This is a genomic window from Rhodopirellula sp. MGV (assembly GCF_002251265.1).
Classification (GTDB): domain Bacteria; phylum Planctomycetota; class Planctomycetia; order Pirellulales; family Pirellulaceae; genus Stieleria; species Stieleria baltica_A.
Window position 1 is genome coordinate 123,486 of record NZ_NPDI01000053.1, and the last position, 12,658, is coordinate 136,143.

The window sequence follows — 12,658 nt, forward strand, 5'->3', positions numbered from 1 at the left end:
GTCATGGCGGGTGTGTTATTCGCAGTGTTCGGGCTGATCTTGGTCGGCGGATTGGCTGGCATCATCGTCGCGCTCTATCGAAGCCAATCGGCCGCGGCATCAAGGGCTCGTCTACAGCTCGGTTCCGAACAGATTCACCAACGTGACGACGAACTTGATCGCCGGTCGCCGATCAGAACGCGTCGCAGTCCGGTGCTGCGCCGCTATGCGTGGATCGGATTGATCGTTGCCGCGGTTGTTTCCGCCGTATTGCGTTTGACCTTGGGCATTCCTTGGCCCTACCTAGCCGCCATCTACGTCATGACATTCCTATGCTGTTGGCAACTTGATGGAATCTGGTTGCAGTACCGGATGGACCAATTGCAGCAGCAGCTTGCCGACACGATTGACATGATGGTCGCCGGCGTCAAGTCAGGCAGCAGTTTGCAAGCGGCATTGGAATCAGCCGTTGCCGACGCGGCCAAGCCATGGCGTGTCGAAGCCGAGCAACTCGTCAGCGCGATCCGCTATGGGCAAGACCCTGTCGAAGCGGTGATGGACTTGTCCGATCGATTGCCGCTGGAAAGTCTCACGCTGTTCTGCCAAACGTTGGCGGTCAATTGGCGTGTTGGAGGCAAGCTTTCGATCACGCTTGCCAATGTCGGGCGGACCATTCGCGACCGAATCGAGCTGTCGCGTCGTATGAATGCGATGACGACGCAGGCTCGGATGTCGGTCGTCAGTGTGATTGTGGTGACATACTTCATCGGCGCGCTGATTTGGCGAAACGATCCCGAACGGATGAGCGGTTTTTTAACCAGCCTTATCGGCCAGATCATGGTCTCGGTTGGGATGGTGATGCAGGCTGTCGGCATGATGTGGATCTCTTGGATGAGTAAGCCGAAGTTCTGATGGTCACCAAGTTTCTGCCACTTGTGCTTGCCGCCATCCCGCTGATCGCCGGAACCTTCATGCTGCGCTGGATGTGGGCATGGATGGTCAGCAACCAGCGACTTGCGACTGCCGTCGAGTTGCCAGAATCGGATGAGGTGTCCCGTACGAAGTCACGTGGCTGGATCGGACAATGGCTGTTCCGTGCCGGCTTTCGCAGCCCCAACGCAACGGTGTTGTTTCTTGCCGCCAATGCCGCCGCGCTGTTGTTCGGATTGCTCGTCGCGTTTTTGCTTTATCAATCCGCCGTGATCACACTCGGCGGCACGGTGCTGCGAGCGATTCCGGGTTCGGTCGGCGAAGTGTTTCTGCCGTTGCTTTGGATCAGTCCCGTGATGGCCGTCGCAGTCGTTGTCGCGATGCCAGCCATCGTGGTCCGCGGCCGTCGACGCAAACGAGTTCGCATGATCGAGCAAGATCTGCCCTTGTCGCTGGACCTGTTGGCAACACTGGCAGAAGCTGGGCTTAGTTTCGATGCGGCACTGGAACGCGTGCTAGAGACGCAGCGGAATGATCGTCCGTTGGCGGAGGAGTTTCGGTATTTTTTGAGAGACATCTTAACCGGGCGAGGTCGGATCGATTCGTTGCGGCGGCTGAAAGACAACGTCAGCGTTCCCTGGTTTTCGATCTTTGTGTCGGCACTGATCCATGCCGAACAGATCGGCGCGTCGCTCGCCACAACACTGCGCGCTCAAGCGGATGATTTGCGCAGCCGCCGACGGGAACGGGCACTCGCACAAGCGATGGCGGTGCCCGTGAAATTGCTGTTCCCGTTGATCATCTGTTTTTTGCCCGGAATCATGATCGCGTCACTGGGGCCGATCATCCATCAAATTGTTCAGATGCTCGATCAAGTCATCGGCAACGGATTCGGAGCCTCATCGTGAGCGCTGAAGAGCACGCTGAACGAATTCGCTGGATGACGGCGCGGGGCGAACACGTTCTTGCCGATCAGCTTGTTGTTGCGGATACCTATTGGAAACGGTTGTGCGGATTGCAATTCCGCAGCGGAATGGCTGATGGCGAGGCGCTGTGGCTAAAAGATTGCGTTTCCATTCATACCGCTTGGATGCGATTCGCAATCGATGTGTTCTTTCTGGATGAATCGCTGCGTGTGGTTGACATTCGACGCGGAGTCCAGCCCTGGCGCATTGCTAGGACGAAGTCGAAATCGGCAAGGCATGTCATCGAGGCAAAGTCGTTAAGCAATTCAACGATGATCACCGAAGGCCTCGAGACCGTCATCAAACCGATTTCGTAAACGCATGCCATGTGCATCTGCAGCATGGTCAAAAGTATCAACCGCCAACCAATTCACCAATGTCGCCTTTCGCTCCGTGAAAGTAGCGTTCGCCCCGCCAACAACAAACAACGTTGAAATCACTTAAGCGAAACCGACAGACATCCAAAGCCGTTGTCTGAATAACAGATGCATCAAACCCAAGACCAACATTCCGTAGTGCATCGAAAGACACATCGACTTCGGATGATCAATGCAATCATCGGTCTACTCGGTGTGGTAGGCATTGTCTATGCATCGAGTTTTGATGGCACGTATGTGCTCGATGATGACCTGATATTGGAGCAACGTTACGTTCACCCGTACTCGTCTTGGGGCCATTTTCTGCGAGATTCACGCCAGTTGGTCGATCTCTCTTTCTGGGCGAACTATCACTTCAACGGCTTCGATCCCTGGGGATACCACCTCGTCAATTTGCTTGTGCATTTGGCAAGCGTGTTGTGCGTCTTCTCGATTGGGCTGTGGGCAACTGAGCTTTGGGCAACCCACGAATTTGCGAAGCCTGTCGAAAGCAATCTTGAGGATAAAGGAAACCACCAAACTTCAATCTGGCCCGCCTGGTGGATAGCGGTTCTCTGGGGTGTCCATCCACTGACCACCGAGTCGGTGACCTACATCATTCAGCGCTACGAATCGGTCGCGGTGCTCTTCATGCTGCTGACCCTACGGTGCTGGTGTGGTTTGCTTGATGGAAAGCGTTCTGCAGCGATCGGTGTAATTTTCTTCGCATGGTGTGCGATCCTTTCAAAGCAAATTTCGATCTCGTTGCCGTTTTTGATTTTCGTCTGGGATTTGTTCTTCAGCCGTTTACGAGGCGGGGCAGCGATTGGCAACTTTTCGAAACATCGATTGAAGGCGTTACGAACCATCGCTTGGGGCGGGATCCTCTCCGCGTGGAGCTACCTTGTCCTGTGTTTGTCAGGATACCTCTTCGCAATGGTTCCGACTGTTGGAAGCGAATATGCGGCTCGATCAATTCACCACGAATTGTCGCCGCTGCAATACCTACAAACTCAGTCGGTCGTCATCCTGCACTACATGAAACTGGTGCTGTATCCAAGAGATCTGCGATTGGATTATGGGTGGATGCCGGAGCATGACCCGTTGCGATACATCCCCGCAATGTGTTTACTCGCCTCGCTTGCGTTGTTAGGGATTTGGCTGTTTTATCATCGCAAATGTGCCGGCATATTGATTGTCATGGTCTACCTGACGTTGGCCCCACGATCCAGTTTTGCGCCCAGTCCTGACATGGTGTTCGAGCACCGGATGTACTTTCCTCTGGTGTTTCTCGTCGCGCTGCTGGTCGTCGGCGGAGTCGCCCTGCGCAGAACGATGGTTTCGATGCGTCAAGTAATTCGGCTGATTGGGGTTGGCCTGCTGTTGATGTGGGGGATGCGCACGCACCAGCGAAACCTTGACTACCAATCAACGGTTCGGTTTTGGCAGTCAAACTTTGATCTCGAACCGAACAACCCGCGGGTCGCACACAATCTCGGCATGGCATACGCATCGCTCGGCGATTGGAAAACCGCTCGTGTCTATGCAGAAACCGCAGTGAGCCAGAACGACAAGTATGCGGGCTATTACATCGGGCTCGGCGACACGCAGCGTGAAACCGGTGATCCTGTTGCCGCGATCAAAAGTTTCAGTCGGGCAATCGAGCTAGAACCAGAAAGCGGTGAAGCGTCGCGGCTACGTTTGGGAACGTCTCGGAAAGACTGACTTTGCCGAGCAAGACTATCGACTTGCGGTGCAGCTGGACGACGCTGACGCGATGTTCAATCTTGCACTTTTGCTCGAGCGTCAGCAGCAGTATGCCGAAGCCGCCGGATTCTGCGAGAAATTGATCGCGAAGGGGCAGCATGTCAGCCGCGCGGAAGCACTACGCAACAAACTTGAACGCCAGCTGGTGGGAGGCAGTTCACCAGACGAGTAGGGCTCTTAAGCTGAATGCGTGTGATCACGCGTTCTCATCGGAGCTCTATGAGGGGCAGCCGCCAGTTTTTTGCGGTTTAGAGTCAAGTCTTGCCCGATGTACCCGGCAACTCATGAATCAGATTAAAGCGGCAATCCGGGTCTTGCCGATTAAACCGATGCTAACACCCGTCATGCGGATTGGTCACCACAGTGCCGGACTCTCCTTCAACTGCCAATGAGAAACGCATGCCATGTTCCCGATGCCACCCCATGCAAACCGAACGATAAAGATCGTGTCGGTGTGCCTGCTGTGGCTCTCCGCCAATTCCAGTCAGGCCCAAAACCTCTTTCGTGACCCCGATCTCGGCGTGGCGAATACAAAGGAATCCAGATTCCTTGTCGAACGTGTTGATCCCGCACAAACCTTGGACGTTGTCCAAGGCCGACCGACGGTGCTTCGGTTTCGGGTCCCTCCGTTTCGTGATCAGGTTGGTGATGCAAAGATCGCCGAAATCGCGAGTTTGTCCGAAAGCGAAATTAGCGTCACGGGCATGAAAGTCGGTTCGACAACGGTCAACTTTTGGTTCAAGGATCCGCAGACCGGTCAGCAAGAGGTGCTCAGTTATCTCGTGCGAGTGACTGACGATCCGGAGCAGTCTCGGCAGTTTCAAAATTTGCTCGAAAACTTGGAACGCGATGTCAACCGTGGCTTCCCCAACAGCGTCGTTGATCTGAGCAATGTCGGTAAGCAAGTCGTCGTCCGCGGCAAAGCTTGTGACATCGAAGAGGCGACGAATATCCTGCGGATCATTTCCAAGAGTCTGCCCGACGCAGGGCAGGCAGAAGACGCGGAACTGAAAAATGCGGCCGATCCCAACCTTGCACCGGTCGGATCGCCTCCCAATACGACTGCCGAATCGATCTCCGGATTCTCGATTGATGAAGTTGTCGAAGCGGGGGGCGTGAACAACATCTTCAACGGCCAGAACGTTGCGGGGGCCAACGCGGTTTCGATCAACAATCGAATCGTTAACATGCTGGAGATCGCCGGCATCCATCAAGTGATGTTAAAGGTGACGCTCGCCGAAGTGGTCCGAGACTCGGGACGCAGCTTGCTGTCGTCGGCACAGTTTGGTGTGGACCGATCCGATTCGTTGAGCAACCAGTTGTTCGATGGAGATGGAGTCTTTTACAACCAAGACCTGGGGATCGGGGAGCTCACCTTCCAAACCGATCAGTTCTTCTTGAAGCTCGATGCACTCAAGCGACTTGGGTTGGCACGGTCATTGTCCGAACCCAACCTGACCACTTTGTCCGGAAAGCCGGCAACGTTCTTGGTGGGCGGGCAGTTTCCAGTGACGACCGTTTCGGCAAACCAAGTGGCTGTTACCGAATCGGTAACTTTCATTCCCTTTGGCGTGCAGCTCGCTGTCGTGCCAACGGTGACCGACGGTGATCGAATTCGTTTGCAACTGATGGCTGCTGTGTCCGAAACAATCAATTCGAACAACAACGGAACTGGCACGGGCAGCGGAACAGGAACAGGCACCAATGCAGCGACGGGGGTCCCAAGTCTGTCGACGCGTCGATTTAATTCGACGGTTGAACTGCGTGACGGCGAATCATTAGCACTCGCCGGCTTGATCCGCAATTCGGTTTCGGCGGAATCATCGAGAGTGCCTTTTCTTGGCGACATTCCTGTTGTCGGCAGCTTGCTGTTCGGCGATCGCAGCGTCAACTACTCCGAACAAGAGCTTTTGGTTGTCGTGACACCGCACCTCGTATCGCCGCTACCAGCGGGGGCTTCGTTGCCCGTACCTGGCAGCGACACGTTCGAACCGGACGACTTGGAGTTCTTTTTGCACGGTTCGATCGAAGGAAGAATCGCAGACGACTATCGGACTCCCGTTCGGAGCAACATCCATCGAATGGAAGCCTTTCGCCGCTGCGAGCAAAAATACATTATCGGAATGCCGGGACACAGCAGCGGTCGACCGTTACCGGAACTGAGTTTACCAACCCAGACGACTGCGGAATTCATCAACGGTGAGGTGGTGCGATGAGCAAGATGACTTCACCGATTGACGCGACTCAAACACAATCCGTGCGTAGACGTGCTTTCCGGCAATACTCCAAGGCATTTTCGACTTTCGGGACGTCCGTTGCCGCAGTCACCCTGTTGTCGCTGATCGGATGCGCAAGCGATCGATTCTGCGGATCCTGTCCGGATGAATGCCCCGAGGCCTGCACGACGGATTGTCTTCCCAAGACGGTCGGGCAATCGATGCCTGTGGCGATGGTCGCGGACTGGCAAAAGTGCGTGGAAGCGATTCCAAATGACGCCGTCCCCGCACCACCGGGAACGTATCTCGAAGCATGGCGCGCCGCACAAGTGACTCGGGCACAGCAGCAAAAATGGGTGATCACTCGCAATGAATGGTTTGATCGTGGCGATCAGCTTTCACCCGATGGTCTCAAACACATCGCTCGACTTTCGGATGCGTTGAAGCTATCACCGAACTGGGTCGTGATTGAGAACGAGCCGATGCTGTTGGCGAGCGACGAAGAGTACGCCGACGCGACGAAGCGAATTGAAGAACTGCATAATCGACGACGGGTCGTCGTGGTCGAACACTTGGCTGGCCTGGGGATTCCCGATGCTGACCAGTGGGTCGTGTTTGCCGATGATCGTAGTGTCGGAGTGCGTGGCGTCGAAGCTCCCACTGTGTTCAACCGAATGTTCCAGGGAAGCGGGCGGCGAAGCCGTGGCGGAATGGGACGCGGCGGTTTTGGCAGCGGCAATTCCGGTGCTGGTTTTGGAGGTGGCGGAGGCTTTGGTGGTGGATACGGAGGAGGGATGGGCGGTGGCGGAATGTTCTAAACCTTCGATCTCTCACGTCGTTGTCGCACTGGCGGGACTCCTTTGCAGTGTCGGCTGTGGGATGGTCCCCAAGTCACTGCCGACGGTTTCAAATCGTTTCACAGCATCGACGCAAGCGACCGATCTGCCCTCGCAGCAACCGTTGGCTGATCCTACGGGCAAGTCAGCTGAAATCGCTTTGCAAACGGCGCTGTTGGCCGAATCACGTGGAATGGATCGTGAAGCGGTGGTGGCCTATTTAAATCTGCGCAAACAACGACCCGACCAGGCTGGTTTGGCCCATTCCTTGGCAGTGCTCTATGATCGGTTGGGGCGTGTCGATGATGCTGCGATCGAGTATCGACGTGCCTTGAAAGAGACGCCCAATGACGTCGATTTGCTTTGCGACCATGGCTACTTTCAATACAGCTCCGGTGAATTGGAGGCTGCGGCAAAAAGTTTTGTCCGAGCCTTGGAAATCGATCCCGAACATCGTCAAACGAAAATCAACTTCGCGGTGCTACGTGCGCATCAAGGTGACGACGCGCAGGCGATGAACTTGTTTGCAGAGTCGATCGGACCGGCGGCAGCACGTCACAATCTGGGCATGATCAAGCTGCAGCAAGGTGACATGAACGCCGCGCGAGCGTTGCTAACCGAAGCAGCCGCCCGCGACCCGAGTGTTGCTAAAAGGTCGAATCAGGTGCTCGCTTCACTGGAACATTCGACGACCAACATCGCGGGGGGGGAAGAGCCGGATTCAACCACCGTTCGACCCGCCGGATTCTTGCGAAATGAAGACACGGACTTTAAACTAGATGCACATTGACTGCATTTAGGGTGACCTCCAAAGCGGAGGTCTCCGGTTCGTCCATTTTCGGAATTCGCTCCCGTGATTCGCGTTACTTCACACAGCACCCGCGGCTTGTCTTTCAAACGATTGCAACGCCAAGGCCAAGCTCTTGTCGAATTCGCAATCATCTCATTCGTGCTCTCGGCAATCGTGGCAGGATTGCTAGGCATCCTAGTGCTAGCCCTCGGCTCGTTCCAGAACAACATCGCTGCGGAGAACGCCGGGCGATTGCTGGACAAAGAGCTTTCCTCCGAACTAACTGGAAGTTCGGCGAAAGACGTCTATATGGCTTTGAAGGATGGGGGATTCTACAACGAAGAGTACTTGGTTCTTTCAGAACAACAGTTTTTCGACAAAGCGTTCTTGAGTACCCTTCCACAAATTAATCAACTGTTGCTTCCGAGTTTTATTCATGATACGGATCATGAGCTTTTTCGATATCCGGGCACTTTGGTCACAAATGCGGAAGGCGACAATACGATTTTGGTTCCACTGCTACCTGACTTTGATAGCGGGTTTGTTACTGGGATTTCACGTGCTCGTGAACTGAATACCAACGCATACCCGTCGGCAGACAATTGGGTGGCTCCTGTTTCGATCATGGCGACAGGAGATCCAACTCCATCTAAGTTCAAAATCGTTATTTGCTATCCATCTCAGCCTGGGTCGCTGATCCAATACAAGGTACTTCGAGATGCACAGGGTGAAGTTATCCAACAGTCACCCGTGGAAGCCGATGATAGTGCTCTGTCACTTGGTGATTTGCCTGCCAGTTACTCTCTTGGGAACAACGTGCCTGAGACCAACAAGTCTCCTGCGTCAAGTGGTCTGTATGGTCTTGGTGAGCTCTATGCATACCAGATGAGCGTACGTCCTTATCGCTTGGTATTTGAGTCAGGCAGTATCTTTGCACTATCTGAGTAGCATAAACGGCCTTTTCCTCTAGCGCATGTCTCCAATAATCCCAGATTGCTGCAGGCTCGTCAGAAAACTCTGATTGATTTGATCCGCGCCGCGGGCGGATTCAGGAGCGGCGGGCTTGGCTCCGGAGGAGTCCGCGTCGGTAGCTCGGGGTGGCAACCCCGAGATTGCGACGCCAACCACAGCCTCGCCCCGGAGGGGCCGGCGGCGCGAATTCCCGAGCTCGAAATCAAGCCCACCAATCACTTCTTCGCGTGCCTACGGTATGGGCACGGGATGGACTTCGGCGTCTTCAGAAAAATTGTCGAGTTCAGTTTCGGGGGCTGGGCAAAACGTCGCGACAGATGCATCCCCCGCTCTGATTCTTGCTTCCTTGCTTGGGTTTCTCACGCAGTTCATCGACTGGTGTTTCGCGATCCTCCCTTCCCGCCTCTTCCGTGCTAACTGGCTTGGGGGCAAACGCGACGGATGGGATCTGCTCGCCACGCGCTGATTTCGTTTGATCGCAAGCACTTGTGTGGAGACGTTGGCCGGGACTCTTGCCATCGCGGCGCGGGCCTAATTGAGATCAACGTACAAGACGCAGGCCAACAACCCAGCCTCATCCACAATCCGCTTCGCTTTGCAGCGTCCTTCCCGAAATCGCCCCGTGCGATCGGTTCTGACAGGTCACTTTCCCGCGGCACCCAGAACCGCTTGGCGTTTCGATCATTATTATTGCCCGCGTCCAATGCCTGCCAACCAAAAGGACCGTGGTCCTCATGGCTGCATCGTGCCGAGAGACGTCAATCTTCTTCGCTGCCAGACGAATCAATCAGAGTGGCACAACGCCCATTTTGGTTGCGGTTGAAGATGATCGAGTTCAGCAGTCAAGACGTGCGTCCGCCGACGGAAGACCCCTTAAAGAGTCCTCCCACTTTTATCCTTCCCCACCTTTGTCCTTCATAACGACAACTATGTCTGGGGCACAACGAATATTGGAAAGTGGAACTAGATTCTGCACTCCTGAAGACGCAATCAGCTCGGAGAGCTGAGCGACAATGTCGCTCGGTTCTCCGAACCGTCCGCGAGTCGAGTTGCCACGTCGCCCAATCGTTTCCACGTTGCCTGAAGCGGGTTCATTCAGCGGCAGCAGGCTTGACTCCGGAGGAGTCCACGTCGGTAGCTCGGGGTGGCAACCCCGAGATTGCTTGAGACCGGCCTCGCTTCGGTCACCACAGCCGACATCTTTCACAAACCGGAAGACTTCGATGTCTTCGAACGCGTTCTGGCCGAGGGACGCAGGCTCTACTCCTGTCAGCTCCTCGCCTACCAATTGATGGACAATCATTGGCAGGCTTGACTCCGGAGGAGTCCGCGTCGGTATCTCGGGGTGGCAACCCCGAGATTACGACCCCAACGAAATGCTCGCCCCGGAGGGGCCGGCGGTGCGGATGCAATGGTTGGTGCCATCCATCATCCCGGAAATCGATCCTCCCTCCCCGCCAAACGAATCAACTAGAGTGGCAAAGCGTCCCTTCGGTTGGGGCGGAAGATGATCGATTTCAGCAGTCAAGACGTGCGTCCGCCGACGGAAGACCCCTTAAAGAGTCCTGCCACTTTTATCCTTCCCGTGTTTTCTGGATGGCACCATCCGCCCCACAGATTTCGCCACCACCTACAAAGCGTTGCCTCAAATCGGATCGCTTTTTATCTGCAAGCTGTCAAAGTCAATCTCCTTTAACAGTTGATCGAACTTGCGTTCGAAATCTCTTAGCCTTCGGTATTCCTGCCACCTAGCGATCAACATCGGCGAAAAGATAGCTAGGAATAGCGCAGCGGCAGCCGTGGCAAATAACAAAGATCGAACCGAGAATTGCAATCGATTGGTTTTGCCGTGCGTCATCGTGGGAACAAAATGGTCGGTTTTGGGTTTGGGTCGTACGATCAGCAATTCAAGAGTACCAAGGCGAGCAACCAATCCTAAGCCTGTGTTTCGCGGAGACAGGCGTACTTACTGCGGCGATGCCGCACAGAGCAGCAAGCACAGAGCAGCAAATTCGATTGCACCGTCGCTCTGTTCGCCTTGCGACCGTCGCTTCGCTGATTTCACTGCAGCAAGCGATGGTCGCGTGCATTCGCTTCGTTCGATACGATAGCGGACGCGAGTTGATCAAGGCGTGAGCTTGCTTTCGCATCGCTCGTCGTCTGCCTCGCAATGGCCCATCGATGTGACAGAACAATCTTATGAAATCAGACGCTAGCCGATCAAATTCACTGCCTCCCCGTGACGCGCATGAGCGGGGATTGCACCGGACCATGACGCTGGGCGGGCAGTACGCTCTGCGAAACCACACGATCAAACACCTGCAAGATTTGAAAGGCAAAACGGTTCTCACGGAAACGATGCCGTTCACGGTCCGTGAGGCGGTGGCTGCCGAAGAAGCCGGGATCGACACACTGAAGGTCAAGTTCGATCCCGCCAATCCGGCAAGTGCGTTGGAACTTCGCCAAGCCGCGCCAAACACTTTCATGACGTTTTGTATCGGGCTGACAAAAATCGCCACTGCAGCCGAAGCAGTCCGCGCGGGCTACGTTGCAATGGAGGCCGGCGCTGATGGGATCATGTGCCAATGGGGACCGGAATTCATTCGTGCCGTTTCCGATGCCGGTATCCCTGTCGAAGCCCATGCCGGACTCGTACCCCGTTTAAGCACTTGGACGGGAGGACTGAGAGCGGTCGGTAAAACCATCGACGAGGCACTTTGGGTTTTTCAGCAAATCAAGTCCTTTGAAGAAGCAGGCGCCTGGGCGGTTGAGGTCGAAGTCGTCCCGGCTGAGCTGCTTGCGCAGATCTCTCGCCGGACCCGCTTAGTCACTTCGTCGATCGGTGCGGGCAGTGGCGGCGATATCCAGTTCATGTTTGCGGAAGACATTCTTGGTAATCACGCCCCGCCCTTTCCTCGACACACCAAGCAGTACCGAAACCTCTACAAGATGGAGCAGGCGATTCAAGCCGAACGAGTCGAAGGCTTTCGTGAATACATCGACGATGTCAAAAACGGACGCTTCCCCGGTCCCGAGCACACCGTCAAAGCACCGCAGGGGTTGATTGACCAGTTTTTAGCCGCCGTCGACAACGGCTAGCTGCCGATTGCCCATCTCATTGCGGCGACACCTCCCGCAAACGCGATCAGCCCTAACGCTTGCAAGTGAACCGATCAAAACGCGAATCGATGAATATCGAAATCGATCACGAACGTTTGATCGTCGTGCCGTACACAAACTTCGCCGCGACGTTGCTGTTGACCGGTTGCATCAGTGCGATTGCCGCGGTTGGAGTGCTGATCGGTGCGTTCGCGGAAATGGCGATGATTTACTTTGTCATTTGCGCGGGGCTGATCGGAGTCTCAACGCTGGGATTCTTTCTCTACACACGCCTTGAGGAACGTTATCGATTCGAGCTTGGTGAGCGAGTCCTCTATTTCGACCGTTCGTTTTTGGGCGTTCGTCGTTCCAAGAAGATTGCTGCGGCACAGGACATCAACTGTGTCATCGCCCAAGGTCATGCGTATTCCGTGGGTCGCAACAGCCGACGACCGCCGAGATTCAAGTACGCTGCCTTGTTGGTGACATCCAACGGCAAACGCTATGAACTGTTGCCACCGAATGAAGTTGACTTTTCAGCAGCACTTTCAAAAACTCGCCAGCTCGCTCGCATCTTCGGCTGCAACGCTTTAGGTGAAGCCCGCAAATTGACGGTGGTGCGAGGCAAAGCTCCGCCAAGAATCGAATTCGAGAATCATCGTAACGAACGGTAGTCGGCTTAGAAGGGAACGAGCATCAGCGACGAAAAAGGTGACGCCGGCCCGTCCGAGGCGGTTGTCTGGTGTGG

At 55.1% G+C, this 12,658-nt stretch carries 12 protein-coding genes; 11 read left to right on the top strand and 1 reads right to left on the bottom strand.

What is annotated here, in order from left to right; translation table 11 throughout:
• The first annotated feature begins 3 nt into the window (after positions 1-3).
• The 9 genes from CGZ80_RS19820 (at position 4) to CGZ80_RS19860 (ending at position 8,787) form a co-directional block, all read left to right on the top strand.
• Positions 4-891 carry a type II secretion system F family protein gene (locus CGZ80_RS19820; protein WP_094417417.1) on the top strand — a complete coding sequence of 296 codons (888 nt, stop codon included), beginning with the start codon at positions 4-6 and terminating at the stop codon, positions 889-891.
• Entirely contained in the window at positions 891-1,817 is a 927-nt protein-coding gene (locus CGZ80_RS19825; RefSeq protein ID WP_094417418.1) for a type II secretion system F family protein, read from the top strand. The genes CGZ80_RS19820 and CGZ80_RS19825 overlap by 1 nt, the downstream gene beginning before the upstream one ends.
• Positions 1,814-2,191: a DUF192 domain-containing protein gene (locus CGZ80_RS19830; RefSeq protein WP_094417419.1), complete on the top strand. Its 378-nt coding sequence runs from the start codon at positions 1,814-1,816 to the stop codon at positions 2,189-2,191. The genes CGZ80_RS19825 and CGZ80_RS19830 overlap by 4 nt, the downstream gene beginning before the upstream one ends.
• A gap of 225 nt (positions 2,192-2,416) precedes the next feature.
• Positions 2,417-3,955, top strand: coding sequence for a tetratricopeptide repeat protein (locus CGZ80_RS19835; RefSeq protein ID WP_094417420.1), 1,539 nt, complete (start codon positions 2,417-2,419; stop codon positions 3,953-3,955).
• Complete coding sequence (locus CGZ80_RS19840; protein WP_094417421.1) at positions 3,912-4,169, top strand: hypothetical protein; 258 nt, start codon at positions 3,912-3,914, stop codon at positions 4,167-4,169. Before CGZ80_RS19835 ends, CGZ80_RS19840 begins: the two co-directional genes overlap by 44 nt.
• 274 nt (positions 4,170-4,443) lie before the next feature.
• Positions 4,444-6,213, top strand: a complete 1,770-nt coding sequence (locus CGZ80_RS19845; RefSeq protein ID WP_158222791.1) for a type II and III secretion system protein family protein — start codon at positions 4,444-4,446, stop codon at positions 6,211-6,213.
• Positions 6,210-7,031 (top strand): hypothetical protein, encoded by an 822-nt coding sequence (locus tag CGZ80_RS28340; RefSeq protein WP_094417423.1) that lies wholly within the window; start codon positions 6,210-6,212, stop codon positions 7,029-7,031. Before CGZ80_RS19845 ends, CGZ80_RS28340 begins: the two co-directional genes overlap by 4 nt.
• Positions 7,015-7,839, top strand: coding sequence for a tetratricopeptide repeat protein (locus tag CGZ80_RS19855; protein WP_143544043.1), 825 nt, complete (start codon positions 7,015-7,017; stop codon positions 7,837-7,839). The genes CGZ80_RS28340 and CGZ80_RS19855 overlap by 17 nt, the downstream gene beginning before the upstream one ends.
• 63 nt (positions 7,840-7,902) lie before the next feature.
• Positions 7,903-8,787, top strand: coding sequence for a hypothetical protein (locus CGZ80_RS19860; RefSeq protein ID WP_094417425.1), 885 nt, complete (start codon positions 7,903-7,905; stop codon positions 8,785-8,787).
• Between the two features lie 916 nt (positions 8,788-9,703).
• Here the strand turns inward: CGZ80_RS19860 and CGZ80_RS19875 are convergent.
• Entirely contained in the window at positions 9,704-10,114 is a 411-nt protein-coding gene (locus CGZ80_RS19875; RefSeq protein WP_094417428.1) for a hypothetical protein, read from the bottom strand.
• 896 nt (positions 10,115-11,010) lie between these two features.
• Here CGZ80_RS19875 and CGZ80_RS19885 point away from each other — a divergent pair.
• Both CGZ80_RS19885 and CGZ80_RS19890 read left to right on the top strand, forming a co-directional pair.
• The gene (locus CGZ80_RS19885; RefSeq protein WP_198953740.1) at positions 11,011-11,910 is read left to right on the top strand and encodes a 3-methyl-2-oxobutanoate hydroxymethyltransferase; all 900 of its coding nucleotides are present in this window, start codon (positions 11,011-11,013) and stop codon (positions 11,908-11,910) included.
• Between the two features lie 89 nt (positions 11,911-11,999).
• Positions 12,000-12,584 carry a hypothetical protein gene (locus CGZ80_RS19890; protein WP_094417430.1) on the top strand — a complete coding sequence of 195 codons (585 nt, stop codon included), beginning with the start codon at positions 12,000-12,002 and terminating at the stop codon, positions 12,582-12,584.
• Positions 12,585-12,658 lie beyond the last annotated feature (74 nt).

Coding starts and splice junctions, on each gene's coding strand:
- CGZ80_RS19820 (WP_094417417.1), top strand. CDS start 4: ATGGCGGGTGTGTTATTCGCAGTGTTCGGGCTGATCTTGGTCGGCGGA.
- CGZ80_RS19825 (WP_094417418.1), top strand. CDS start 891: ATGGTCACCAAGTTTCTGCCACTTGTGCTTGCCGCCATCCCGCTGATC.
- CGZ80_RS19835 (WP_094417420.1), top strand. CDS start 2,417: ATGATCAATGCAATCATCGGTCTACTCGGTGTGGTAGGCATTGTCTAT.
- CGZ80_RS28340 (WP_094417423.1), top strand. CDS start 6,210: ATGAGCAAGATGACTTCACCGATTGACGCGACTCAAACACAATCCGTG.
- CGZ80_RS19875 (WP_094417428.1), bottom strand. CDS start 10,114: ATGATTGTCCATCAATTGGTAGGCGAGGAGCTGACAGGAGTAGAGCCT.
- CGZ80_RS19885 (WP_198953740.1), top strand. CDS start 11,011: ATGAAATCAGACGCTAGCCGATCAAATTCACTGCCTCCCCGTGACGCG.
- CGZ80_RS19890 (WP_094417430.1), top strand. CDS start 12,000: ATGAATATCGAAATCGATCACGAACGTTTGATCGTCGTGCCGTACACA.